The 25147-nt window shown below is 67.2% G+C and carries 24 protein-coding genes; 12 read left to right on the forward strand and 12 right to left on the reverse strand.

The features are described from left to right. Positions 1-134: 134 nt before the first annotated feature. Positions 135-857 (reverse strand): aspartate/glutamate racemase family protein, encoded by a 723-nt coding sequence (locus tag ACO06P_RS08740; RefSeq protein WP_420349728.1) that lies wholly within the window; start codon positions 855-857, stop codon positions 135-137. 244 nt (positions 858-1101) lie between these two features. Here ACO06P_RS08740 and ACO06P_RS08745 point away from each other — a divergent pair, with 244 nt between their 5' ends. The 4 genes from ACO06P_RS08745 to ACO06P_RS08760 all read left to right on the forward strand — a co-directional run bounded on the left by ACO06P_RS08745 (position 1102) and on the right by ACO06P_RS08760 (position 4555). Continuing rightward, positions 1102-2319, forward strand: coding sequence for an MFS transporter (locus tag ACO06P_RS08745; RefSeq protein ID WP_420349729.1), 1218 nt, complete (start codon positions 1102-1104; stop codon positions 2317-2319). Positions 2320-2388: 69 nt separating this feature from the next. Next, on the forward strand, positions 2389-3132 hold the full coding sequence (locus ACO06P_RS08750) for a hypothetical protein (RefSeq protein ID WP_420349730.1): 744 nt from the start codon (positions 2389-2391) through the stop codon (positions 3130-3132). After that, complete coding sequence (locus ACO06P_RS08755) at positions 3129-3833, forward strand: hypothetical protein (RefSeq protein ID WP_420349731.1); 705 nt, start codon at positions 3129-3131, stop codon at positions 3831-3833. The genes ACO06P_RS08750 and ACO06P_RS08755 overlap by 4 nt, the downstream gene beginning before the upstream one ends. Then, the gene (locus ACO06P_RS08760; RefSeq protein WP_420349732.1) at positions 3830-4555 is read left to right on the forward strand and encodes a hypothetical protein; all 726 of its coding nucleotides are present in this window, start codon (positions 3830-3832) and stop codon (positions 4553-4555) included. Before ACO06P_RS08755 ends, ACO06P_RS08760 begins: the two co-directional genes overlap by 4 nt. An 80-nt stretch (positions 4556-4635) precedes the next feature. Here the strand turns inward: ACO06P_RS08760 and ACO06P_RS08765 are convergent, their stop codons facing one another. Together ACO06P_RS08765 and ACO06P_RS08770 are read right to left on the reverse strand one after the other, a co-directional pair. Continuing rightward, on the reverse strand, positions 4636-5103 hold the full coding sequence (locus tag ACO06P_RS08765) for a GNAT family N-acetyltransferase (protein ID WP_420349733.1): 468 nt from the start codon (positions 5101-5103) through the stop codon (positions 4636-4638). 104 nt (positions 5104-5207) lie between these two features. Beyond that, complete coding sequence (locus tag ACO06P_RS08770) at positions 5208-5720, reverse strand: hypothetical protein (protein ID WP_420349734.1); 513 nt, start codon at positions 5718-5720, stop codon at positions 5208-5210. Between the two features lie 86 nt (positions 5721-5806). Between ACO06P_RS08770 and ACO06P_RS08775 the strand changes: the two genes are divergently transcribed. Further along, the gene (locus ACO06P_RS08775; protein WP_420349735.1) at positions 5807-6895 is read left to right on the forward strand and encodes a tetratricopeptide repeat protein; all 1089 of its coding nucleotides are present in this window, start codon (positions 5807-5809) and stop codon (positions 6893-6895) included. Here the strand turns inward: ACO06P_RS08775 and ACO06P_RS08780 are convergent. From ACO06P_RS08780 to ACO06P_RS08795, 4 genes are all read right to left on the reverse strand, one after another. Continuing rightward, complete coding sequence (locus ACO06P_RS08780; protein WP_420349736.1) at positions 6892-7485, reverse strand: winged helix DNA-binding protein; 594 nt, start codon at positions 7483-7485, stop codon at positions 6892-6894. The genes ACO06P_RS08775 and ACO06P_RS08780 overlap by 4 nt on opposite strands. Then, the gene (locus ACO06P_RS08785) at positions 7482-11138 is read right to left on the reverse strand and encodes a hydantoinase B/oxoprolinase family protein (protein ID WP_420349737.1); all 3657 of its coding nucleotides are present in this window, start codon (positions 11136-11138) and stop codon (positions 7482-7484) included. Before ACO06P_RS08785 ends, ACO06P_RS08780 begins: the two co-directional genes overlap by 4 nt. 126 nt (positions 11139-11264) lie before the next feature. Further along, the gene (locus ACO06P_RS08790) at positions 11265-11735 is read right to left on the reverse strand and encodes a hypothetical protein (protein ID WP_420349738.1); all 471 of its coding nucleotides are present in this window, start codon (positions 11733-11735) and stop codon (positions 11265-11267) included. A 28-nt stretch (positions 11736-11763) separates the two neighbouring features. Further along, a complete protein-coding gene (locus tag ACO06P_RS08795; protein ID WP_420349739.1) occupies positions 11764-12225 on the reverse strand; it encodes an Lrp/AsnC family transcriptional regulator in 462 nt (153 codons plus the stop codon). 133 nt (positions 12226-12358) lie between these two features. Here ACO06P_RS08795 and ACO06P_RS08800 point away from each other — a divergent pair, with 133 nt between their 5' ends. Further along, positions 12359-13312 (forward strand): DMT family transporter, encoded by a 954-nt coding sequence (locus ACO06P_RS08800; RefSeq protein WP_420349740.1) that lies wholly within the window; start codon positions 12359-12361, stop codon positions 13310-13312. On the opposite strand, the gene ACO06P_RS08805 is transcribed toward ACO06P_RS08800, so the two are convergent. From ACO06P_RS08805 to ACO06P_RS08820, 4 genes are all read right to left on the reverse strand, one after another. Further along, positions 13272-13871, reverse strand: a complete 600-nt coding sequence (locus ACO06P_RS08805) for a glutathione S-transferase N-terminal domain-containing protein (protein WP_420349741.1) — start codon at positions 13869-13871, stop codon at positions 13272-13274. The two genes, ACO06P_RS08800 and ACO06P_RS08805, sit on opposite strands and share 41 nt — an antisense overlap. A gap of 143 nt (positions 13872-14014) precedes the next feature. Next, positions 14015-15403 (reverse strand): methyl-accepting chemotaxis protein, encoded by a 1389-nt coding sequence (locus tag ACO06P_RS08810; protein ID WP_420349742.1) that lies wholly within the window; start codon positions 15401-15403, stop codon positions 14015-14017. A 190-nt stretch (positions 15404-15593) separates the two neighbouring features. Then, positions 15594-15917: a rubredoxin gene (locus ACO06P_RS08815; RefSeq protein ID WP_420349743.1), complete on the reverse strand. Its 324-nt coding sequence runs from the start codon at positions 15915-15917 to the stop codon at positions 15594-15596. Positions 15918-15962: 45 nt separating this feature from the next. Beyond that, positions 15963-18383, reverse strand: a complete 2421-nt coding sequence (locus ACO06P_RS08820) for a molybdopterin-dependent oxidoreductase (RefSeq protein WP_421935174.1) — start codon at positions 18381-18383, stop codon at positions 15963-15965. Positions 18384-18760: 377 nt separating this feature from the next. Here ACO06P_RS08820 and ACO06P_RS08825 point away from each other — a divergent pair, with 377 nt between their 5' ends. From ACO06P_RS08825 to ACO06P_RS08840, 4 genes are all read left to right on the forward strand, one after another. Continuing rightward, positions 18761-19522 (forward strand): DUF3750 domain-containing protein, encoded by a 762-nt coding sequence (locus ACO06P_RS08825; RefSeq protein ID WP_420349745.1) that lies wholly within the window; start codon positions 18761-18763, stop codon positions 19520-19522. 130 nt (positions 19523-19652) lie between these two features. Beyond that, positions 19653-20387 (forward strand): TerB family tellurite resistance protein, encoded by a 735-nt coding sequence (locus ACO06P_RS08830; RefSeq protein ID WP_420349746.1) that lies wholly within the window; start codon positions 19653-19655, stop codon positions 20385-20387. Between the two features lie 2 nt (positions 20388-20389). Then, a complete protein-coding gene (locus tag ACO06P_RS08835) occupies positions 20390-22255 on the forward strand; it encodes an ATP-binding cassette domain-containing protein (protein ID WP_420349747.1) in 1866 nt (621 codons plus the stop codon). After that, on the forward strand, positions 22252-23163 hold the full coding sequence (locus ACO06P_RS08840; protein WP_420349748.1) for a DMT family transporter: 912 nt from the start codon (positions 22252-22254) through the stop codon (positions 23161-23163). The genes ACO06P_RS08835 and ACO06P_RS08840 overlap by 4 nt, the downstream gene beginning before the upstream one ends. 6 nt (positions 23164-23169) lie before the next feature. Here ACO06P_RS08840 and ACO06P_RS08845 read toward each other — a convergent pair whose 3' ends face one another. Beyond that, the gene (locus tag ACO06P_RS08845; RefSeq protein ID WP_420349749.1) at positions 23170-23610 is read right to left on the reverse strand and encodes an Lrp/AsnC family transcriptional regulator; all 441 of its coding nucleotides are present in this window, start codon (positions 23608-23610) and stop codon (positions 23170-23172) included. Between the two features lie 217 nt (positions 23611-23827). On the opposite strand from ACO06P_RS08845, the gene ACO06P_RS08850 reads away from it, so the two are divergent. Further along, positions 23828-24385, forward strand: coding sequence for a cysteine hydrolase family protein (locus ACO06P_RS08850; RefSeq protein WP_420349750.1), 558 nt, complete (start codon positions 23828-23830; stop codon positions 24383-24385). A gap of 51 nt (positions 24386-24436) precedes the next feature. Next, complete coding sequence (locus tag ACO06P_RS08855) at positions 24437-25147, forward strand: N-acetylmuramoyl-L-alanine amidase (RefSeq protein WP_420349751.1); 711 nt, start codon at positions 24437-24439, stop codon at positions 25145-25147.

The raw sequence follows: 25147 nt of genomic DNA on the forward strand, positions 1-25147 counted from the left end.
AACCGCGGGGCCAGTCGCCGACTCTAGCCATGCGCGCCAAGGTCAGGCAACCGAGGCCATACAATGACATTTTATCGACAAATTATAAACGTTTTATTTTAGAATTCCCTTAATCCATTGATTCTTATGAAACTTCATTGCCGGAACCGCAACCTGTCCTGCCGGAGAGGACCCTTGCAGAGCAGCGTGACAAGGTCGTGGACCGGCAGGCCCAAGGCGGCTTCCAGGGCCCGGCGGTAGGGCGGCAGATTGGTGCATTCCAGCACGATGGCACCCAGCTCCGGATGGCGCGCGGCCAGCGCCCGCCCGGCCGCCAGCACGTCCGCTTCGGCCGCCGCGATGTCGAGCTCCGGCAGATCGTCGGCAATGACCCGGTGCAGTTCGGCCCCCTCTTCCAGCCCCACCACCGGGGTGTCCGGCGGCGCCCCGGCGGCGGCCAGATGGGCCGCGGAGAGACGGCGCGAGTCGAAAGTGAGGACGCCGACGCGCCTGCCTTCTGGCAACGCCGCGGCCACCCGCGGTATCTGCAACAGACTGGAGGTGACCAGCGGCACCGGGAGGCGTTTCTCGAGGTCCGCCTGTGCCGTCACCAGGAAGCCGCAGGAGGTGGTGAGCAGTCCGGCGCCCGCGTCCACCAGCGCCTTGCCGGCCGCGGCAAAGGCGTCGATCAGTTCGGACGGCAGGGCGCGCTCGGTCACGACGGCGGCAACCGGCGCCGTCTCTACCACTTTGTAGAGCATCGGGCCCGGCCAGGTCGCAGGGTTGCCGACATCGCCCGGCGGACGGGGAAAGCCGGTCTTCAGCATGAGAACACCCAGGACGGGCGCCTCCGGGACAGGCAACTGCGCAGAGGTCATGGCTCATGCTAGCCGGCACCCCCCGCACCGCAAACCACTGCGCGCGGACGGAGGAGCGCGCCGCCGCAAGGGGTAGCCCGGGATAGCGCGCGCTACCTCCGATCCACCCCTGCCCCGCCGGTGCCGCTCCGGTGCATGGTGGGGCGTTATGGAGACCTCCGCCGCCAGGGCCGTGCCGCCGGGCCATCCGCCCAGCCACCCGCCCAGCCACCCGCCCAGCCACCCGCCGGGTCACCCTCCCCACATGCAAACAGACGCGCCCGCCGAACACCGCGAAGCAAGCACGCAGTGGACCAGCGTGGTCCTGCTGACCCTGGCGATGGGCGTCTGCGGCCTCGGTCTGGGTTTCAGCTATCCGCTCTATTCCCTGGTGCTGGAGCGCCAGGGCGCCGGCGACTTCGTCATCGGCCTGAGCGGGGCCATGACCGGCTTCGGGCTGCTGCTCTCCAACCTGGTGGTTCCCGCCCTGCTGCGGCGCTTCGGCCCGCTGCCGGTGCTGGCCGGCGGCTTTGCCGGGGCCGCCGCCTGTCTCGCGCTTTCGCCCTACAGCGATGCGCAGAGCCACTGGTACCTGCTGCGCCTGATGCTGGGCTGCTGCATGAACATCGCCTTCGTCGTCACCGAGGTCTGGCTGAACACCGTCTCCGCCGAGGCGCAGCGCGGGCGCATCATCGGCTTTTTCACCGCCGTGATGGCGGCGGGCTTCGCCATCGGGCCGCTGCTGATCCTGCTGGTCGGCGACGAAGGGGCGCTGCCCTTCCAGCTTTGCGCCGGGCTGGTGCTGCTGGGGGCGCTCACGGTGCTGCCGCTTGGACGCAGTACGGACGGCGACACAGGCCGCGAAGGGCGGAGCACATCGGCCAGCGCCTTCGACGGGCTCAGTCTCTGGGCGGTGCTCGGCTTTTTCCGGCTGGCGCCGCTGCTGGCCGCGCTGGTGCTGGTCTACTCGCTCTTCGACGGCACCGCGCTGGTCATTCTGCCGATCTATTTCCTGGAAAGCGGCTTCACCGCCGAACAGTCCAGCGCCGCCCTGGCCTGCCTGCTGATCGGCATGGTGCTGCTGCAGATGCCCATCGGCTGGCTGCTCGACCGCTTCCCCCGCCGCCGGGTGATCTGCGGCTGCACCCTGGTCTCCGCCCTCTGCTGCCTGGCGCTGCCGGCGGCGCTCGGCAGCGTCTGGCTGCTGGGCGCCCTGCTGCTGCTCCTGGGCGGGCTCGCCGTCGGCCTCTACACCGGCGCCATCACGCTGCTGGGCGAAGGCTATGCCGGCGGGTCGCTGGTCGCCGGCACCACCTGCCTGGCGGTGGTCTACGGCCTCGGCAGCGCCCTCGGCCCCCTGGCCAGCGGCGCAGCCCTCGACCGCTTCGGCCCCGATGCCGTGCCGGGCCTGCTGGCCGGCCTCTTCTTCCTCACCGCCCTTGCCAGCCTGCGCCGCGCCAGACCCGCGCCCCAGCCGCTTTAGGCTCCCCAAGCCGCTTTCGTCCCGCTAAACTCCCGCGTGCAAGACACGGGGAGCAGAGCGACCGCAGGTATGAGCGCAAGTGACGGCACGGCCAGGGATGAGAGAGGGCCGAATCACAAGCCCGGCAGCCGGGCCGCGGGGGCCCTGCGTGGCGCTCATGCCCTGCCGACCCACGATGGCGGCGGCGTGGTGTTTCCTGCCGGCTTCTATGGCCCGGGCTTTCGCTTGAACGACTGGGAGTTCATCCGGTTTTTCAGCCGGGCAACCCATGTCGAGGAGTCGGCGCGGCCTTCGTCAGGGCGATGGCGCCCTCCCCCCTGGTTAGGGCGAAACCGGTGGATTTTCCTGGGGCTAGGATTGGGCTTCGGCATATCGCAACTCAGCCGATCGGGCCTTGTCGGCATAAGCACGGGACAGATTATCTCCGCACTGGTCATCTGGTTCGGGTTCTTCTTCTACTGGGGTATGTGGACGGCCTTCGTGACACTGCCGAGGCGCATGCGCGAACTCTATCCCTCCGCGACAGAACTGCCCTTCTTTGCCTATTGGCACCAGCATATCCTCGCGGCCTTGGTCACTTGCCCGGCGAAGAGCTACTTTCGGCCTCTCGCGCTGGTCGTTTTGGAAGCAGTCTTCGCTGCAGCGGTCCTCATTGTCTTTGCAAGAGATCAACTGAGCACAGCGCTGATCATCGCCGTCGCACCTGCCTTTGCTGTTCGAATTGGCTATACCCTTGCGATTCTGACGGCACTTGCAGTCTGCCGCCTACGCCATGGCCGCGCGCCGACCGCGGCCGACCTAGAGCCGGTGTGAGCGAGGAGGCGGGAACCGGTGACGGCCATCCGGACGAAGCAATGGCGCTTCTGCGGACCGACGCTCTGCCGACCAGGGATGGCGGAGGCATCGTCTTTCCGTTCGGACCGCTGAGCCGCGGCTTCTACCTCGATGAATGGTCCTTCATTCGCTACAGCACAGCCAGCAGTGAGGCCGACCACGCTGAGAAGATGAAGCCTCTCCGCGCCAAGATCGTCGATGCCCTGCCCGAACTCGCGGCAGTCGTGATCGTAATCCTGCTTCTGACCCGCATAGCCGACGCGACGGATTTGGGCTTTTCCGCCCTCTACGGCGGTTTGGTGGCGCTTTACGCAGTGATCGCCCTGCGCCGCTTGCACCGCACGTTCCGCACAACGGCGCAACGCCTGTTGCCAGGATATCCGAGCGCCCGTCCGGTGCCCTATTTCAGGTACTGGAAGCCGCGCGTTTGCCTTCATGTCACCGCGCCCTCGAACGACTGGAAGTGGATGAGCTTTAACCGCAGCTTCCTTCCCCTGCTGATGGCCTGGCAGGCGTCCCAGAAGACGGGAGCGGAGGCAGTCCCCGACCCGATCGTCTACGCGTTGGCGATGTTCGGGTTGGGTGAACTGGTTTTCCTGCTTGCAGTCCTGGTGACTTACCGGACGGTCCACAACAGCCTCGGGCGTGCGCCGACTGCGGACGATCTGGAACCGGTGTGAGCGACCGCAGTCTGCGCGCCGAGCCGGCAAGCCCACGACCCTTCGCCCAGGCCCACCGGCTGATCACGAAGGACGGCGGCGGCGTTGTCTTTCCACGCGGCTTTCACGGCCCGGGGTTTCACCTGCCGGAATGGGAGTTCATCCGCTACTGCGCGCGGGCGGACCACGAAGTCCCGCAGCCCGAAGCAGAGTCGTGGTGGCAACGGCACATGGCGAAGCCGTCTTTTTTTATGATCTTCCTTTGGGTCTTGGCCACTCCGCTCATCGATTGGGTGGTGGAGCGCGCCATCGCCCCCAGCGCACTCACTGCCGCGCTCATGCTCTATATATCCTTCACCTTCTACCGAGAGGTTGTCCGCAGCTTCCACGCGGAGCCCAAGGCCTTCCTGCACCACTATCCCTCGGCTCGAAAGCTGTCGCTCTTCAGCCACTGGTGGCCGCACATCCGGGCAGCGATGGTCATGAGCAGAGAAACCGGTCTTTGGGGTCTCGTCTGGAAAAGCCTGGCTTTCGGCATCCTGGGCTATCTGCTTTACATGGTTGTTCGCGCGGACAAGCTGAACCCGATCATAGGCGTCACCTTGGCGCCCCCAGTCCTGGTCATGGCGGTGTATCCGTTGATCCTGATGGGGTCAGTCCTGCTGGTCTATCTGCGCCTGCGCCGGCGCCCGACGCCGGAAGATCTTCAGCCAGTCGAGGCCGCGCCGTTGCGGGCGGACTGACGGCGCTTCGCTCCACGGCACGGCAGGCGCAGCTTCGCGGCGCAACAGCAGCGCTTTCGCGACAAGGCGCGCGCCCCTGATCATGCCAGGGCCTTTTCCAGGAACACGATCTGGCTGTCCCAATAGGTCTGGCGTCGGGTTTCGCGAAAGCCGAGACCGAGGCAGAGCGCCAGGCTCTCGGTCATGACCTCCGGGCTGCTGAGCTTCAAAAGACAGCGGCCCTGGCGGCGCGCTTCGCGCTCGGCCAGATGCAACAAGGCCTTGCCAAGGCCCCGGCCCTGATGGTCCGGCCGCACGGCAAGCGCCTGCACCAGCAGGTGATCCTCGGCAGCGATCAGTTCCAGCACGGCCACCGGGCTCTCCGGTGCGTCCACCAGCCAGACCTGGTGGGCCCGCACGGCAAAGGCATAGTCGGCCAGCATCGGGCGCGGTTTTCGGCCCAGGACGGGCACATGGCGGGCGAAGGCAGCGCAGACCAGGTCGTGGACGGCCTTGGCGTCGTCCGGCGCCGCCCGGCGCAGGGTGAGATCGGGATTGTCGGCGAACATCGGCTCTCGAGCGTGGCGGGGCGGCGACCTCTTGGAAGGAGTTACGCAGACCGTGGCGCGCGGGTTTCACAGAGACCCACGACTGTGCTGCAGCCGCGATGCCGCTACTGGCGAGAGGGCATCGCCTCGAAGTCGATCTCGTTGCCGTTGCTGTCCAGGCCGTTGCCCACCAGGGCGTGTCTGATGCCGTAGCGATAGAGCGTGCCGCTGGCCGTCAGACCGTCCTCGCACGCGACCGACCAGATACCGCGCGGCGTGCGCAGGGTGCGAAAGGTCCCGGCGCATTCACGCTCGATGCTACGCAGGGTTATGGAAAGGAAGCCGGCATGGCCGTACTCGGGCGCAGAGAGCGTCCCCAGAACCGGCCCCGTCTCGCCTTCCCAGTCCACCGTCACGCTGTAGGCGATCTCCGGCCCCAGGCGGGGCGCACGCTGCCGGCCACCCTGTGCAACGCAGTCCCTGACCTGCATATGCCCAACGGAGCCGTCGTTAAAGACGCAGTCCCTCCAGGCCTCGGGCCCGCCTTCGGCGCTTCCGGGCGTGCTGGCTCCACAGCCGGCCAGCGTCGCCGCTGCAAGCGCGAGCGCCATCACGGTCGGAACCCTCCACGCCTTCATCTGCACCCCCTGATAGACGGCCATAACAATCGACGGTAGAATGCGCGCAGGGGGAAGACAACAAAATCGATCGATAGGGTCAACAGATGAGGCGAGCGTTCTGGATCGGGTTGGCCGCCGGCGCCTGGGCAATGACTGCAACCACAGAAAGCTTGGCGCAGGATGCGCCGATATTGTCAGAACGCTGCATCGCGGAGCTCAGAGCCGCCGCCGCCGCACCTGCGTCTGCAGAAACCTGGGCGCAGTGCGAGACCGCAATTTCCGGCGATCTCCACAACGATGCGCTACGGCAAAGCATCACCCGAAAACACATGCTCGACGGCGCACCAGAGCGCGCCATCGGTTACCTGCAGGACGCCGCTGACGAAGGCAACCTCCAGGCAATGGCGGAGCTTGCCTTTATGTATGCGTTTGGATTTGGCGTTGAGCTTGACTACCAGAAGGCATTGCATTGGAACCGTGCGCCAGCGGAAGCCGGTGTCCCGGAAGCACAGAACGCCATGGGCTTTCTGCATCACTTCGGCTTGGGCGTTGACCTCGACCTTGATGAGGCCCAGCGTTGGTATCGCCTCGCCGCAGCGCAAGGCAACACTCATGCTTATGCGAACCTTGGACAGCTCTACCTGACAGGGCTTGGCGTCGATCAGGACTACGCGGAGGCTGCCACGTGGCTTCGTCTCGCCGCTGAGCAAGGACATAAAGACTCACAGACTGAGCTCGCTAACCTCTATCGACATGGCCTCGGTGTTGAGCAGGACTACTCCGAAGCCCTTCGCTGGTACCGTGAAGCTGCCGAGGCCGGGGACGCCACGGCGCAGCTGAATCTCGGCGGCATGTACAGGTTGGGCGAAGGTATCGAGCAGGATGACGACGAAGCTGCTGACTGGTTTCGTCTCGCCGCCGACCAGGGAGAGCCTGAGGCCCAGAACGCGCTTGGGGTCATGTATCTCTACGGCCGAGGAGTCGAAGAAGACCTGCTTGAGGGTATGCGGTGGATAAAGAAAGCCGCAGACAACGGAAATCCCAAGGCGCTGTACAACATGGGCTACTTCTACGAAAGCGGAATCGGCGTCGAACAAGACCATGAACACGCCTTGGAATGGTACCGAAAGGCGGCACAGAAGGGCGATGCCGATGCGGCGAAGGCCATCCGCCGTTTGGAACAAACGCCCTAAAGGCTCGTCGCCGCGCGGGCTGCCTGATCGTACAACCCGGAGAGGGCGCGCAGCAGGTCGGCGGCCTGGCCGATCTGTTCGTTCAAGTCCTCGCCCTGGCTGCCGGCGAAGGCGCTGAAGGAATTCACCAGGCAGGCCTCGCGCACCTCGCGGTACTTCAGGCAGAGCGCCTCGCCCTCCTTCGTCGTCGCATAGAAGATCTCCTTGCCGCGCTTCTCGCCGGCGACGAGGCCGAGGCGGCTGAGCTTCTTCAGCGCGTAATTCACCGTGTGGCTGTCCTCGATGTTGAGGACGAAGCAGATGTCCGCCAGGCGCTTGTCGCGGGCGCGGTGGTTCACGCTGTGCACCACCATGACATCGAGGGCGCCCAGTTCCGGCTGACCGGCCGCCGCCATGCAGCGCACGATCCAGCGCTCGAAAGCGTTGGAGGCGACGTAGAGCCCGTATTCGAAGGAGCTCAGCTCCGCCGCCCGCTCCGACACCAGGTGGGCGGAGGAAACGATAGCTTGTCGCGCCTGCGCGCTGGGGGCCTGGCGTCCCCCTTCCTTGGGGGCCGCCTTCTTCTTCACCGTCGTGCCGTCCTTGCTCATTCCGCCGCCTCCGCACGCTCCGCCGCAAGCCCGTAGCCGCCGCCACCCGGCGTTTCGATGACGAAGACGTCGCCGGCGTTCATCTCCGTCTCGTCGCTCCCCTTCAGCTCGTCGACGGTTCCGTCGGCGCGGACCACCGCGTTGCGACCGCGTCGCCCCGGGGCACCGCCGTCGAGGCCGTAAGGGTCGGTCGCCCGGTGCAGCGAAAGGATGGTGGCGGTCATGGGCTCCAGAAAACGCATGCGCCGGATGACGCCGTCGCCGCCGCGGTGTCGCCCCGCGCCGCCGGAGCCGTGGCGGATGCGGAAGGTCTCCAGCCGGACCGGGAAGCGCCACTCCAGCACCTCCGGGTCGGTCATGCGGGTGTTGGTCATGTGGGAGTGCACGGCGGACGTGCCGTCGTGGTCCGGCCCGGCGCCGGTACCCCCGCAGATGGTCTCGTAGTTCTGATACTGCTCGTTGCCGTAGACGAAGTTGTTCATGGTCCCTTGCGCCGAGGCCAGCACGCCCAGCGCGCCGTAGAGCGCATCGGTGATGCACTGGGAGACCTCGGTGTTTCCGGAGATGACGGCCGCCGGATAGACCGGGCTGATCATGGAGCGTTCCGGGATCACCAGCTTCAGCGGCTTCAGGCAGCCCTCGTTCAGCGGGATCTCGTCTTCCACCAGGGTGCGGAAGACGTAGAGCACCGCAGCCTTGCAGACCGCCGTCGGCGCGTTGTAGTTGCCGCGGTCCTGCGGCGAGGTGCCGGTGAAGTCGATGGTCGCCTCGCGCGCGGCCTTGTCCACGGTGATCTTCACCTGGATCTGGCTGCCGTTGTCCAGCGGGTAGGTGAAGGCGCCGTCCTTCAGCACGTCCAGCACCCGGCGCACCGACTCCTCGGCGTTGTCCTGCACGTGGCGCATGTAGGCCTGCACCACGTCGAAGCCGAAGTGGGCGAGCATCTTGCGCACCTCCTGCACGCCGGTCTCGTTGGCGGCGATCTGGGCGCCGAGGTCGGCCATGTTCTGCTGCGGATTGCGGCAGGGATACTTGCCCGACTTCAGCAGCGCCAGGGTCTCCGCCTCGCGCAGCACCCCCTCCTCCACCATCAGGAAGTTGTCGATGAGGACACCCTCCTCCTCGATGACCGTCGAATCCGGCGGCGCCGAGCCCGGCGTGCGCCCGCCGATGTCGGCATGGTGGCCGCGCGAGCCGACGTAGAAGAGGATTTCCTGCCCCACGTCGTCGAAGACCGGGGTGATCACGGTCACATCGGGCAGATGAGTGCCGCCGTTGTAGGGCGCGTTCAGGGCGTAGACGTTGCCCGGCTTCATGCTGCCGGCGTTCTCGCGGATCACCGTCTTGATGGACTCGCCCATGGAACCTAGGTGGACGGGCATGTGGGGCGCGTTGGCCACCAGGTTGCCGGCGGGATCGAAGATCGCGCAGGAGAAGTCCAGCCGTTCCTTGATGTTCACCGAGTAGGCGGTGTTGGAAAGCGTCGCGCCCATCTGCTCGGCAATGGACATGAAGAGGTTGTTGAAGACCTCCAGCATCACCGGATCGGCCTCGGTGCCGACGGCCTCGGTCTTGGGGCGCGCCACCACGCGGGTCAGCACCAGGTGGCCGCGCGGCGTCATCTCCGCCTGCCAGCCCGGCTCGACGACGGTTGTCCCGGTGGCCTCGATGATGACGGCGGGGCCATCCACTTTCTGGCCGGGCAGCAGGGCCTCGCGATCGTAGAGGGGCGTGTCGTGGCTTTCGCCATGGCTATGCATGGCCACCCGGTCGAGCGGTTCGGCTGCGACGGCATCGGCAGGCACGGCCCGCTCGGGGTCGGCGACCTCCTCGGTGGAGCCGATGGCTTCCACCGAGACCGCCTCCACCACCAGCTTGCGGTCCGGGGCGATGAAGCCGAAACGCTGCTTGTGCGCCTTCTCGAAGGCCGCCTGCATGGCTTCGAGATCGGCGAAGTCGATCTGCAGCGGGCTGTCGGTGCCCTCGTAGCGGAGCTGAACCTTGCGCACCAGCGCGATGCGCGCGGGCGCCACGCCCTGGGCCAGGACCTCGTCCTTGGCACCGACGGCAAGCTCTTCAAAAGCCGCCTCGATCTCCGCCAGCACCGCTTCGGCAAAGGCCGCTTCGACCTGGCGCTCGCGGATCGCCCGCACGTCGGCCAGGCCCATGCCGTAGGCCGAGAGCACGCCGGCGAAGGGATGCAGGAAGACCTTGGTCATGCCCAGCGCGTCGGCCACCAGGCAGGCATGCTGCCCGCCGGCCCCGCCGAAGCAGTTCAGCGTGTACTCGGTCACGTCGTAGCCGCGCTGGACCGAAATCTTCTTTATGGCGTTGGCCATGTTTTCGACGGCGATGCGCAGGAAGCCCTCGGCCACCGCCTCTGGCGAGGTCTTGGGCTTGCCGGTCGCCCCGGCAATCTCTTCGGCCAGGGCGGCGAACTTCGCCCGCACCACCTCGGCGTCCAGGGCCTCGTCCGCCTTGGGGCCGAAGACTTTCGGGAAATGGGCCGGCTGGATTTTGCCCAGCATGACGTTGCAGTCGGTCACGGCGAGCGGGCCGCCGCGGCGGTAGCAGGCGGGGCCCGGGTCGGCCCCGGCGGAATCCGGGCCCACCCTGTAGCGCGCGCCGTCGAAGTGCAGGATCGAGCCGCCGCCGGCGGCCACCGTGTGGATGTGCATCATCGGCGCGCGCATGCGCACCCCGGCCACCAGGGTCTCGAAAGTGCGCTCGTACTCGCCGTCGTAGTGGGAGACGTCGGTGGAGGTACCGCCCATGTCGAAGCCGATCAGCTTCTCGAAGCCGCCCATGGCCGCCGTGCGCACCATGCCGACCACGCCGCCGGCGGGACCGGAAAGAATGGCATCCTTGCCCTGGAACAGCCGCGCGTCGGTGAGGCCGCCGTTGGACTGCATGAACATGAGCCGCGGGCCTTCGGTATCGTCCGCGTCGAGCTGCCCCGCCACCTGGTCGACATAACGCCGCAGGATCGGCGAGAGGTAGGCATCGACCACCGTGGTGTCACCGCGGCTGACCAGCTTCATCAGCGGGCTGACGCCGTGGCTGGTGGAGATCTGGGTGAAGCCGATCTCTTCGGCGATGGCGGCGATGCGCTTCTCGTGATCCGGAAAGCGGTAGCCGTGCATGAAGGCGATGGCGACGGCGCGGATGCCGTCGTCGTAGGCCGCCTTCAGGGCGGCGCGCGCCGGCTCCTCTTCCAAAGGCGTCACGGTCTCGCCCTGGGCGGAGACCCGCTCGCTCACCTCGACGACGCGCTCGTAGAGCATCTCCGGCAGCACGATGTGGCGGTCGAAAAGCCTAGGGCGGTTCTGGTAGCCGATGCGCAGGATGTCGCCGAAGCCTTCCGTGGTGACGAGAAGCGTGCGGTCGCCCTTGCGCTCCAGCAGCGCGTTGGTGGCCACCGTGGTGCCCATCTTCACCGCCGCGACGGCACCCGGCGGCAGAGCCGCGTCCTTTTCCAGGCCCAGAATCTCGCGGATGCCCTGGACGGCGGCGTCCTTGTACTGCTCCGGGTTCTCCGACAGCAGCTTGTGAGTCACCAGACCGCCGTCCGGCCGCCGCGCCACCACGTCGGTAAAGGTCCCACCCCGGTCGATCCAGAATTGCCATGCCGCAGCCCGCGCGTCGCCGTCCATTGCCCTGCCCCTTCGGTCCCGACCTTTGATGTGAAAGCGCCCTTTCGGCGCTCCCTTACAAAGACATTTTATCGATAAATTGTCAACGTTGTCTCGCACGAGACATCGGAAGAGCCGTTGGAGCGTTTAGTCCGTGTCGGCGCCGCCCATATCGAGTCCATCGTCGCTTTGGTCCAGGCGACGGTCGGCCCGCTTCAGAAGCCGCTGCCAGTCTTCCGCTGCGAGGCCCCCGTCTCCGATCGAGGTGGCAGTCGCTTCGGCAGTCGCTGCCGCTCTGTCTTCGCGGCGCCTGCGCTTCGCACGCTCGTAGAGCCGCAGCAGACCGTGGAGAGAGGCCAGGACGAAGACAAAGATCACCCCGGCCATCAACAGCGTGCCGGTAAGGCCTTGGGGCAGGTTGACGGACCCGATGGCCAAGGAAGCGAGATCATAGAGGTGGATGCCCATGTCCGGCAGATCGCTGAACAAGACGACCGCCGCGACCAACGGCAGGACGCACAGCCCGCCGCAGCGCCGCTGCTCCAGCAGGGCGAGCACACAGCGCCCCAGCCAAAGCGCTGAGACCGCGAGCAACAGGAAAACGAGCCAGTCCGGCACGGAGTCCTCCCCTTTTCCGGCGCGAAGCCTAGAGGGGAACGGTTAGGCCCAACTTAACGCTGTCCATCACCACCTGTGTGTGGAACTTGCCGATGACGTTGTTGCCGTAGAACAGCCGCCGGGTGAGTTGCTCATAGTGTGCAAGGTCCTCGGCGATCACGATCAAGACGAAGTCGGCCTCGCCGGTGACGTAATAGCACTGCTGCACCTCCGGGACCTTCAGCATGTCCCGCTTGAAGCCGTCGACGATATCGGCGCGGCCGCGGACGAGATCCACCTGCACGATGAAGGTGGTGCGCCGCCCGACCTTGGCCGGGTCGAGAATCGAAACATCGGCGGCGATGTAGCCGGCCTCCCGCAACCGCTTCATACGGCGCTGGCAGGCGGTGGCGGAAAGACCGACGGCGGCGGCCAAAGCCTCCGAGGTCTGGCGGTTGTCGCGCTGAAGCTGATCCAGCAATGCGACGTCGAACTGGTCCAAATCATCCATTTATGCAGATTATCATCGATTTTCCCGCTCGAACGCATAATTTCGTCGCCTGAAATCAAAATTCGCCGGTTGGCGGCACGGCGAATCTCTAGGTTTGTCCCTTGGAGACAACCAGACAAGGGATGCCGCTGCCATGACCGATCTTTCCGAAACCCAGGCCCCTGCCCTGCCGACGGCGGTACTCTATGGCCTGACCGCATCCCTGATCTGGGGGGCCTGGCCGGTGGTCTCGGCGCTCGGCATCCGCCAGAGCCTGGCCGTCGCCGACATTGCCGCCCTGCGGTTCCTGGTCGCCGGGCTGATCCTGCTGCCGCTGGTGATCCGAAACGGAACCGGCAATCTGGGAACTGGCGGCCTCGGCTGGGGGCGGGCGTTGTTCCTCAGCCTCGGCGCCGGCGCGCCCTATGTGCTGGTGACCGCCGGCGGGCTTTCCTACGCACCGGCCGGTCAGGGCGGCATCATCGGACCGAGTTGCATGCTGGTCTTCGCGACCCTGGGCGGCTGGCTGCTGCTGGGCGACCGCCCGCCGCGCCAACGCCTGACCGGCATCGCCCTGATGCTGACCGGCGTGCTGTTGATCGGCACGCAGACCTTTGGGGACTATCAGGCCGAACAGTGGAAAGGCCACCTGATGTTCGCCTGCGGCGGCCTGCTCTGGGCCAGCTACACCGTTGCTCTGCGCGCCTGGGGCGCCGACCCCCTGCAGGCCACGGCGCTGGTCTCGGTGCTGTCATTGCTGATCTACGGACCGATCTACCTGCTCACCGCAGAGCCGCAGCTCTTCACCGCGCCCCTGGGTGAAGTCGCCGAACAAGCCGTGTTTCAGGGCCTCGTCGCGGCGATCCTGGCGCTGGTCTGCTACAGCCGCGCGGTGGCGCTGCTGGGGGCCGGGCGCGGCGCGGTCTTCGTCACCCTGGTCCCCGCCATCGCCCTGGCCCTGGCCTATCCGTTGCTCGGCGAGGTGCCGGGCTGGCGCGAACTCCTCGGCGGCGGACTGGTGACCCTCGGCATGGTGACGGCCCTCGGCCTGCTGCCCTCCAAGCGTCTCAGTTGGGGTCGGTTTCCCGCATGGAGGGCCGGGCGTTGAAGGCCTCGAACCATGCGGCCAGGGGCTCACGGCCACCGCGCCAGTTCAGGTGGCCGTGGCGCAGATCCAGATAGCCGAGCGCGCAGCCGCAGGCGACGTGTCCCAGGGTCAGGTCGCCGGGCAGCCCGGAGAGATGATCCATCATCGCGTCCAGTCCGCGCAGGATGGAGCCTTCCCAGCGCGCGACCGCCGCGGGGGAGCGCTCGCCCTCCGGCCGGCGCCCCTCCATGGTGACGTTCAAGGCGGAATCGGTCATGCCCTGGGCCAGCGCGGCGGCGACCAGCACCCGAAAGCGTTCCGCGCCGCTCGCGGAGATCATCGCCGGCGCCGATCCCAGGCCGTCGAGATACTCGCAGATCACCGGGCTGTCGAAGAGTGCCGTGCCGTCGTCCAGCACCAAGGCCGGAACCCGGCCGAGCGGGTTCTTCGCCTGCAGTTCGCCCGGGTCGTCATAGGGATTGAGCGACGTTTCCTCGATCCGGTCCTGCAGGCCGCGCTCCCGCGCGACGACGCGGCACTTGCGGGCATAGGGCGACGTGGGCGAGTAGAAAAGCTGCATGTCAGCCTCCGACAGCAAAAGCGGAAAGTCCTGCGAGAGAACGGCGATACCCGGGACGGGTGTCGCGCGGCAGCGCCAGCTTAGGCGATGCGCCCCACGGGGTCGATAGGCAAGCGGAAGGCAGCGCCCGCCGCCGCGGAGCGTCAGACCTTGTAGGCCAGGCGCAGACCGCCCCAGTGCTTGCCAGCAACCATGATCGGGGCCGAAACATCCTTCATCATCACGAAGGTGCCGCCCCCCATGTCGCGGCGATAGGTCTGCAACAGGAAGGGCTCGGTGTTCCGTCCGGCGGCAAGGCCGACGCGGTCATCGAAGATACGGCGGTTGCGGCAGTTGGCGGCGTTCCACACCGGGTCGTCGCCCTGGGGCTGGGCGAACTTCAGGTTATGGGTGGGCAGATAGCCGTTCACATCGACGCAGGCGCAGAACACCACCCGCTCGTCGAAGTCCAGCACCGGTTCCTGGATCGCCGGCAGGACGTCGTCCGTCAGCGCGACGCAGCCTGCCATCAGCTGTTCCGGATCGCTGCCGGGAATCGGCTTGTAGTCCTGGTCGAACAGCGCGGCTTCCGCGATGCGCCCCTCGCTGAGCGCCCGCTCGAAAGCCTCCGACACCGCTGCAGCCACCGCCTTCACCTTGGCGATGAAGGGTCCGTCGACGCTGTTCAGGCTGCTCTGGGCGGTGAGAGAGATCACCTTCTCACTCACAGCGATCAGGCGGTTCACCCGGTCGCGCGCGGCCCTCAGGGTGTCGCTGGCGGTCGCCACTTCGCCGTTCATGGATTCCAGCGTGGCGACGAAACCGCCGCAGTCCTCGTCGATGCTCCGCGCGCTCTCGGCAATCGCCGCGGTGTCCTCCTCGATGCCGGTCACGGCCTCTCCGACGGCGCCGATCACTGCGCCGATGGTCTGGGTGCCGCTGCGCACCGACTCGGCCCTACCGGTCGTCTCGCTCCCTTGTGCGATCAACTGTTCGGCCTGCCCGGTGAGCCGCTTCAGGGTGTCGTCGATCTGCGCCGTGGCGGTCGCGGTCTGGGCGGCCAGCGCCTTGACCTCGCCGGCGACCACGGCAAAGCCCTTGCCCGCATCGCCGGCCCGCGCAGCTTCGATGGTGGCGTTGAGCGCCAGCAGGTTGGTCTGCTTTGCAATCGCTTCGATGCCGGAGGCGACCTGCGCGACCTCGGCCAGGGCCTCCTGAAGACCACCCAATTGTGATTCGATAACGGCCACGGCTTCGACCAAGGCATGGATGTCCTTGACCGCCGTCTGCACCGTCTGCTCCGAGTTGCGCACGCTTTCGGCGGTCTGCGAGGCCTTTTCGCGCGCCTGGCCCGCCGCGGAGGCGATCCGGCTGTTGCTTTCGTTCACCTGCCCGGCAGAGTGCACCATGCCGCGGAAGGCTTCGGCCTGCTGGGCAATCTGCTGCGAAACCTTTTCGATATCGCCGGCGACATCGACGATCTCGACTCCCAGACCGGCGGTTTCCTCGGCCAATCCGTCGATGATCCGCGCTTCGCCGTTGGTGCCTGACATCGGGTGCTTGTGTCCTTGGGACGTTCCGCCCTGGACCCCGCGCGGTGCGGCGTTCGGGCACTGCTTTCTGCAATGCCGAGTATGCAAATCCTATGGTTAATAATTCTTTAGAGCCAAGCAACCCGAGGGCGAGATGCGGTCGGCAGCCGGGGTTGCGTCAGTGGCGGTCGGCGTCGACGCTGAAACATCTCTACCAAAGCTCTTTCGGCGTGCCACATTCCGGGCATTCCCAGTCGTCCGGCAGGTTTTCGAATGCGACGCCGGGCGGGATGCCGCCATCGGGATCGCCGAAGGAAGGATCGTAGAGGTAACCGCACTCGGTGTCCGGGCAGCGCACGGGCGGCAGCGCGGGGGCGGCAAGGACCTCCGCGGCGAAGCGGGGGCTGGCCAGCAGCACCAGCCCGCCGGCAAATGAGAGGATCGCATGACGGCGGCCGACCGGGCGCGGCGCCGTCTCGCGGATCGTCCGGCGCAACCGCTGCAAGGCGCTGTCTCCAGGTGTCACGAGGGGCATGGTCTGTCTCTCCAGTCTCTCGGTCTCTGCATGTCGGGGCGAGGCTTAGGGGGCGGGCGATCGCACCGTCGCAGGCGGCTCGAACGCCCTGACCGGCGGCGCCGGGCCATCGTGGCGGCGGAGTTGCACCAGGCAGCTTTGCGCAGCACAGCCCTGAGTCAGGCTCGAGGTGCCATGATCGGCGGTCACCATGTTGGGATTGCCGTGGCGGTCGAGCCCGCGTTCCGGGTCGCGGTCGAGCCAGGCCCCCTCGTAGACCACGATGACCCCCGGGCGCACCCGCTCCGTCAAGGTGGCGCCGGCCAGCAGCCGGCCCCGCGCGTTGAAGATCTCCACCACCTCACCGGCCTCGATCCCGCGGGCCGCGGCATCTTCCGGATGAATCATGACCGGCTCGCGCCCGGCGATCTTGGCGGCGCGCGCCAGAGGCGCGTTGTCCATCTGGCTGTGCAGGCGCAGGCGCGGATGACTCGAGATGAGGTGCAGCGGTGCCGCCTGCGTCTGTGCAGCCGCGCCGAGCCACTCCCGCGGTTCCAGCCAGGCCGGGTGGCCCGGGCAGTCCGCATAGCCGAAGCCTGAAATGGTCTCCGAGAACAGCTCGATACGGCCGGAGGGCGTGCGCAGCCGATTGCCCTCGGGGTCGGCGCGGAAGTCGGCCAGGAAGACGAAGTCCTCGTTACCGGCGGGAACCTCGAACGCACCTTCGGCCCAGAAAGTATCGAAGTCGGGCATCGTCAGGCCGCTGCGCGCGCCGCGCTGGCGGCCCCGGTCCCAGATATGGCGCAGCCACTGCATCTCGTTCCGGTCCTCGGTAAAGGCGGCGCGCTGATCGAAACGCTCGGCAAGGTCGGCGAGGATATCGAAGTCGTTGCGCGCCTGGCCGACCGGCGCGATGGCCTGTTTCATGGCCACCACCCAGCGGTCGCGCACCGAAGCGCCGATGTCGTTGCGCTCCAGCGTCGTGGTCACCGGCAGCACGATGTCGGCGCGCCTGGCGGTTGCCGTCCACCAGGGCTCCTGCACCACAATGGTCTCCGGCACCGCCCAGGCGCGGCTCAGCCGGTTGAGGTCCTGATGGTGGTGGAAGGGGTTGCCGCCGGCCCAGTGGATGTAGCGGATCTCCGGATAGGTGACTTCGCGTCCATTGAAGTCCACGGTCTCGCCGGGCTGCAGCAGCATGTCGGCGACGCGCGCAACGGGAATGTCGCGCTTCACGGGGTTGCGCCCGCGTCTCGGGCTCGGGAAAGAGTGGCCGCCGACCGGCATCCCCACGCCGTTGGTCGAGGTGTAGGAAAAGCCGAAGCCGCCGCCGGGCAGGCCGATCTGCCCCAGCACGCTGGCCAGCAGAATCGTCGCCCACCAGGGCTGCTCGCCATGATCGGCGCGCTGCAGCGACCAGGCCGTCATGATCATGGTGCGGCCCCGGGCCATGCGGGCGGCCAGAGCCCGGATCTCTTCAGCGGGGATCTGGGTGATCGTTGCGGCCCAGTCGGCGCTCTTGGCAACACCGTCGCTCTCGCCGGTCAGATACGCCTTCACGCGCTCCCAGCCGACGGTGCAGCGGGCCAGAAAAGCCTCGTCGGCCTTTCCACCGGACAGCAGTTCATGACAGAGCGCCAGCATCAAGGCGGTGTCGGTGTTAGGGCGGATCTTCAGCCAGTCCGCGCCCACCGTTTCGGCGTCGTCCTCACGCACGGGATTGACGGAGACGAACTTTACGCCGGCCGCGTGGGCGGCGCGCATGGCGGGCTCGGTGGTGTGCGCGCCGGTACCGCCCCAGCTGATCTGTCCGTTCTTGAAGGCCGCACCGCCGAACAGGACGACCAGGTCGCTGTGCTCGGCGATCACCGACCAGTTGGTCAACGGCCCGCTGATCGCCTGGTTGGAGCCCAGCACGCGCGGCAGCAACACCATGCCCGCACCGTAGGAGTAGTTGCCGACACTGCCGGTGTAGCCCCCGGTGAGCGCCAGGAAGCGGTTTGTGAGATTGTCGCTGACATGGAATCGCCCGGCGCTGCCCCAGCCGTAGGACCCGCCGAAGACCGACTCGTGGCCATACGCGGCGCGAATGCGCGTGAGCTCCTCGGCCACAAGATCCAGCGCCTCGTCCCAACCCACCGCGACAAAGGGCTCGCTGCCGCGGGCGGTGCGGTCGCTGTCCAGACGCCGCCGCAGCCATCCCTCGCGCACCATGGGCTGGGCGATGCGCGTGCGGTCGGTGACCAGCGCCGGAAAGTTCTGGATCATCGGCGAGGGATGGGTGTCGGCTGCAAAGGGAATCACCCCGGTCAGCCGCCCTTCGCTGACGATGGCTTCGAAAGCGCCCCAGTGGGAATTGGTGAGAACCCGGACGCTGCCCGCGGTGGCCCCGGAGGTCTGGGCTGCTGCGGCACCGGGCAGCAAGGCCGCCAGTCCCGCTGACACGCCAGCCGCCAGAGAAGACCGCAGAACCTGTCGCCGGGTCATTCCAGACACCTTGTCTAGAGTCTTGTCGGCAAACTTGTTGGCAAACCTGTCAATGCTCCGCATCGTCTGCCTCCTCCCATGGCTGATCCGGTTTCGGATCGTTCGCCCGGAATGTGCTTGAGCCACCTTCCAGCGCCCATGACGCAGATCAAGCCGAAGCGCGAAAAGTCACGATGTCACAAAGCTTTAATGAAAGACGGCGGAAGCGGCCCGGCGGTGCCCAGGCGGCCGTTGCCTGGCTCTCGAGAGCATCCGCGCGGAGCAACGAAGCACGCGGCAACGAAACCCCAGGTCGGTTCCGCCATCACCTTGCCACATTGCATGGCCAGCCTCGCGCCTTAGGTAATGATAGGGTGTCGCGTTCGGGAGATCCGACCTTGGCAATACTTGCCCTTAACCTGCGCCGTCTGGTGCTGCTGCTGGCCTTCCTGCTGGCAGGCCCGGCGCTGGCGACGATGACCGACGACGTGTCCCTGGACCGTAGCTGGCAGACCGGGTCCCGCGGGAGCGCTGGCCTTGCGCCCGACCCGGCCGCGACGCCGGAAGCGATCGTTCAGGTCTACGGCGCCCGCACCGTGCGCTGGCGCGGCGCCTTCGCCGTGCATACCTGGATCTCCGTCAAGCCCCAGGGCGCGGACAGCTACACGACCCACGAGGTCACCGGCTGGCGCTTCTGGCACAGCGGGCAAGCCGTCAGACAGCGCGGTGGCCCGCCGGACCGCTATTGGTTCGGCGCCAAGCCGGAACTCTATGCCGAGTTGCGCGGGTCCGAGGCGGAGGCGGCGATCGATCAGATCAATGCGGCCATCGCCAGCTATGCCTATGCCCGGGAGTACAAGACCTGGCCGGGACCCAATTCCAACACCTTCACCGCCACCATTGCCCGCCAGGTGCCGGCGCTGAACCTGGACCTGCCGCCGACGGCGGTCGGAAAGGACTACCTTGGGCCAACGGAGTTTGTGGCGCCGGCCCCCAGCGGCACCGGATACCAGGTTTCGCTGTTCGGGCTGCTCGGCGGTTTGGTCGCGGTGGAAGAAGGGCTGGAGATCAACATCCTGGGCCTCACCTTCGGGATCGACCCCTTGGACCTCGCGGTGAAACTGCCCGGCCTGGGCCGCATGTCCGCGCTTTCCGGCTGAATTGCGGAACCGCAGCCCGATTTGCGGAAGAGAACACCGGGCACATTGCTGTACGCTTGACGCGGCCGGGCCACCGCCGCCATGCTGATAGCGCAGTCCGCATGTTGCATCTCGAAAACTAAGCGAAATCATGAGCGTTTGGGGGAAGATACTCGGAGGCGCCGCAGGCTTTGCCCTGGGCGGTCCGCTCGGTGCGCTGATCGGCGCCGTCGCCGGCCATGCCGTCGACAAGATGAGCGGCGGCACGGCCACGGCCGAGACGGCCGATGCCACCAAGCAGATCGCCTTTACCATCGGCGTCATCGTGCTCGGCGCCAAGCTGGCGAAGGCGGATGGACAGGTGACCCGCGACGAGGTCGACGCCTTCAAGCAGGTGTTCCGCATTCCGCCGGAGGAGATGAAGAACGTCGGGCGCGTCTTCGATCAGGCGCGCAAGAACGCGGGCGGCTACGAACCCTATGCCAAGCAGCTGGCGCGCATGTTCGCCGACAACCCCGCGGTCCTGGAAGAACTCCTGGGCGGCCTCTTCCACATCGCCCGGGCCGACGGGACCGTGAGCGCGGACGAACTGGGTTATCTGGAGAGCCTGGCGGTCATCTTCGGTTTCGACGCCCATGACTGGGACCGCATCCGCGCCGCCAATGTCGCTGCCGCGGACAGCGATCCGTTCCGCATCCTGGGTGTCGACCGCGATGCCGACGACGCAGCCGTCAAGGCCGCCCACCGCAAGCTGGTCGTGGAGAACCATCCGGACCGCCTTGTCGCCCAGGGCATGCCGCCCGAGTTCGTGGAGATGGCCAACGAGAAGCTGGCCAAGATCAACGCCGCCTACGACGAGATCCGCAAGCTGCGCGGGATTCGCTGACCGTGGCGACCGATCCCCCGCTGATCGCGCTGAACGGCGCGCGGCTGCGCTTCGGCGACCGGCCGCTGTTCGACGGCCTTTCCCTGACGCTGTCGAAGGGGGAGCGGGCCTGCCTCGTCGGGCGCAACGGCAGCGGCAAGTCGAGCCTTCTGAAGGTGATCGCCGGGCTGCAGGATCTGGACGGCGGCGAGCGCTTCGTACAACCGCGCACGGTGGTTTCCTATCTGCCGCAGGACCCCGACTTCTCCGGCGGCGGCAGTGTCGCCGACTATGTGGCGCAGGACCCGGCCGGCGGCCCCGACGCCCCGCCGCACGCCGTGGAGGCGGCCCTCCTGCGGCTCAGTCTGGACGGCACGCGCCGCCTGAACAGTCTTTCCGGCGGCGAAGGCCGCCGCGCGGCGCTGGCCCGCTGCCTGCTCGGCGACCCGGCGATCCTTCTGCTCGACGAGCCGACCAACCACCTGGACCTGCCGACCATCGAGTGGCTCGAAGGCGAACTGCAGCGCTTCCGCGGCGCACTGCTGGTCATCAGTCACGACCGCAGCTTTCTGGGTAACCTCACCAACACAACCCTTTGGCTCGACCGCGGTCGGCTGCGGCGCCTCGACAAGTCGTTCCGATACTTCGAGGCCTGGGCCGAGGAACTGCAGCAGCGCGAAGCGGAAGCCCAGCACAAGCTGGACCGCCAGATCGTGCGCGAGGAGCGCTGGCTGCAGCGCGGCGTCACCGCGCGGCGCAAGCGCAACCAGGGCCGCCTCGCCCGGCTGCAGGGCCTGCGCAGAGAACGCGCCGAGTGGCTGCGCCAGACCGGCACCGCGAAGCTGGAAAGCGCGAGCAGCGGACGCAGCGGAGACCTCGTCATCGAAGCGACGGACATCAGCAAGGTGTTCGAAGGGCCGGAGGGCCCTCTGCCGATCCTCAAAGACTTCTCCACCCGCATCCGCCGCGGCGACCGTCTGGGCATCATCGGGCCCAACGGCGCCGGCAAGTCCACCCTGGTGAAGATCCTGACCGGCGCCCTCGCGGCGGACAGCGGCAGCCTGCGCCTCGGCAGCAACGTGGCGCCGCTCTACTTCGATCAGCGGCGCGAGAGCCTGGACCCGGAGGCCAGCCTCTGGCAAAGCCTCATCCCGGACGGCGGCGACACGCTTCTGGTGCGCGGCCGCCAGCGCCACGTCGTCTCCTATCTGAAGGACTTCCTCTTCGAGGAAGGCCAGGCCCGCCAGCCGGTCAAGGCCCTTTCCGGCGGCGAGAAAGCGCGCCTGCTGCTGGCGCGGCTTTTCGCCAGGCCGAGCAATCTCCTCGTTCTGGACGAGCCGACCAACGATCTGGACATGGAAACCCTGGATCTGCTGCAGGAGGTGATCGACGATTACGAGGGCACGCTGATCCTGGTCAGCCACGACCGCGACTTCCTGGACCGCCTGGTCACCGCCGTCATCGCAATGGAGGGGGACGGCCGCACGCTTGAGGTGCCGGGCGGCTACAGCGACTACCAGCGCCATCGCAAGGCGGCCGGTGCAGCGACACGCCCCGCCAGGCAATCGCCGGCAAAGGCCGGCAAGACAGGCGGCGAAACCCAAAAAGGCAGCGAAACCCAAAAAGGCAGCGAAACAAAGGCGCGCAGCCGCAACAAGCTGGGCTATAAGGACCAGCGGGAGTTGGACGCGCTGCCGGCACGCATCGAGAAGCTGACGACCGCGGTCGCAAAGCTGGAAGGCAACCTCGCCGATCCGGAGCTTTTCAGCCGCGACCCCGGCGCCTTCACCCGCGCCACCGAAGACCTGGCACAACTGCATGCGGAGCTTGAGGCCGCCGAAGAGCGCTGGCTGGAGCTGGAGTCGCTGCGGGAAGCCCTGACCCAATGAACAGCGGCGCCCCTGTGGCGGAGGGTCAGCTGCGCGCCCTCGACACCGTCGTGCTCTTCGGTGTGATGGCGGTCTGGGGGCTGAACTTCGCCGTCGCCAAGACCGGGCTGGAGGAGCTTCCGCCCCTCATCTTCATGGCCCTGCGCTTCCTGCTGGTGGCCGCGCTCCTCCTCCCGTTCGCCAAGCGCCCGCACGGTCAATGGCTGCCGCTGATCGCCATCTCCTTCACTCTGGGCATCCTCCACTTCGCCTTTATGTTCACCGGGCTGACGACGCTGGACGCGGCGACGGCAGCCATCGCGATCCAGCTGCAGGTGCCCTTCGCCGCGCTGCTGGCCGCGTTCTTTTTCAACGACAAGCTCGGTTGGCGCCGCGGTCTCGCCATGCTGCTGGCCTTCGCCGGCGTCGCCATCATCGCGGGCGAGCCGCGCCTTGGCGGACAGTACCTGGCCCTCGCCTTCGTCATCTTCGCCGCCTGCATGTGGTCGGTCGCGAACGTTCAGATCAAGCGTCTGGACCCGCCGGTGGACGGCTTCACCCTGAATGCCTGGATCGCCGTCTTCGCGACGCCGCAGCTTGCGCTGGCCTCCCTGCTGATCGAGGAAGGGCAGGTCGAGGCGCTGCGCAACGCCGGCTTCTGGGCCTACTTCGCCATCGTCTACCAGGCCGTGGCGGTGGTGGTGGTCGGCTATGGCGCCTGGTACTGGCTGCTGCGCCGCTACCAGATGAACCAGGTGATGCCCGCGATGCTGCTGATCCCGGTCTTCGGCGTGTTCTCCGGCATTGTCTTTCTGGGTGAGACGCTGACCGTGAATCTCGTCATCGGCGGCCTTGTGACCGTCGCCGGCGTGGCGATCATCATCCTCAGACGTCCCAAGGCCACGTCCCCGGAGGCGGGGCGGCTGTAAGGCGTTTCAGCGCCTGTCGAAATGGACCGAGAGGATCGGGGCGGTGGTGACTGTAACGATATCGGCCATCCGGGCGATGCGCTCGCGCAGTTCCTCCAACGCGGCGATGTCCTCTACATCCACCAGCAGCGCCATGTCTATGTCCCCGGCCAGACTGACGCAGCGCTGCACCTCGGGAAAGCGCTCGATCTGCGGCGCGATCCGCGCGCAGAGAGGGCCGGTCATTTTGATGAAGAGATAGGCCTGCAGCCCGGCGGCCTGCCGCGGCGTGCCGGACCGAAGCGTATAGCCGGCGATGACGCCGTCCCGTTCCAGACGCTGCAGACGCTCCTGCACCGCGCTGCGCGAGCGCCCCACCTTGGCGGCCAGCGCGGAAAGCGGCTCACGCGCGTTGGCGCGCAGCCGGCCGAGAATTGCGCGGTCTATGTCGTCAAGCCGGCGTTTCATCTGGATCGTCCTTCTCGTTCCGGCCTCTTCCCGGCCTCTTCCCGGCTTCTTCCCGGCGGAATGCCGGGCTGCCGGTCACATTGCCGACTGCCGGCCGGCGCCCGGAGGCCCTAGAGTGGAGTCACTGGGTTTACCGGACTGCCGCAGGCGGTCCGGTAGTCCGTGATCTACCCTAGGCTCGCCGCGCCGTTGACCGAAGAGGGAGCTTAGTCTAGCGATGCTGGCAAGCAAGTCCGTACTGATGCCCATCGACATCCAACAGGCCTTCGATGACCCGTTTTGGGGCCGGCGCAACAATCCGGAGATGGAGCGCAAGGCGCTGGCCCTGATCGCGGCCTGGCGCGGCGCCGGCAGGCCGGTTGTCAACGTCAAACACAACTCCGTCGAAGCGAACTCCCCGCTGCGCCCCGAAAGACGCGGCAACGCCTTCAAGCCCGGCTTCGGACCTCGGGACGGCGAAGCCCTGGTCGAGAAAACCGTGAATGCGGCCTTCATCGGCACCGGCCTTGAGGCCGACTTGCGCAAAGAGGAGATCGAACAGATCGTGGTCTTCGGCTTCACCACCGACAAGTGCGTCTCGACCACGGTGCGGGTCGGATCCAATCTGGGCTTCGAGGTGCTGGTCGTCGCCGATGCCTGCGCCACCTTCGACCTGAAGACGCGGGACCGGCAGACGATCCCCGCCGAGGTTGTCCACCGTGTCCACTTGACGACGCTGAACACCGAGTTCGCAAGGGTCGTCGACAGCCCCGCGATTCTCTCTGCGCTGGGCTGAAGCGGGTTCCGGTACTTGACTCGGGCGCTTCAGACCGTCACCACACGGTCAATGAGCGCCCTTTCGATCCTCCAGCGCCCCTCGCCGAACCACGACCCGCGACCGGACGGGCCGGCCGTGGATATCCTGCTGCTGCACTATACCGGCATGGAGAGCGGCGCGGCGGCGCTGGCGCGCCTGTGCGACCCTGCGGCCAAGGTCAGCGCGCACTACTGCGTCGAAGAGGACGGGCGCATCTTTCAACTGGTCGACGAAGACCGGCGCGCGTGGCACGCCGGCGTCGCGCTCTGGAAGGGGGCGAGCAACATCAACGCCCGCTCCATCGGCATCGAGATCGTCAATCCCGGCCACGAGTTCGGCTACCGCCCCTTCCCCGCCGCCCAGATGACGGCGGTGATACAGCTCGCCGAAGACATTGTCGCGCGCCATGCGATCCCGCCGGCGCGGGTGCTGGGCCATTCCGACGTCGCGCCGCTGCGCAAGGAGGACCCGGGCGAACTGTTCGACTGGCCCGCCCTGGCCGCCGCAGGCATCGGTCTCTGGCCCGGAGAGCAAAGGGAGGCCGGGGCGCTCTCCGCGGACGCCGTGGCTTCGGGCCTGAGCGCCGTCGGCTACGGCTATGTCGAGGAGGATCTGCCGGCGGTCATCCGCGCCTTCCAACGCCGTTACCGCCCGGCCGCGGTCACCGGCGAGGCCGACGCGGAAACGCGCGGCCGCCTGGCCGGCCTCCTTGCGATGCTGGAGGCCGGTGGCGGCGCTTAG

It is taken from the genome of Pelagibius sp., from assembly GCF_965227505.1.
Taxonomy (GTDB): Bacteria; Pseudomonadota; Alphaproteobacteria; order Kiloniellales; family Kiloniellaceae; genus Pelagibius.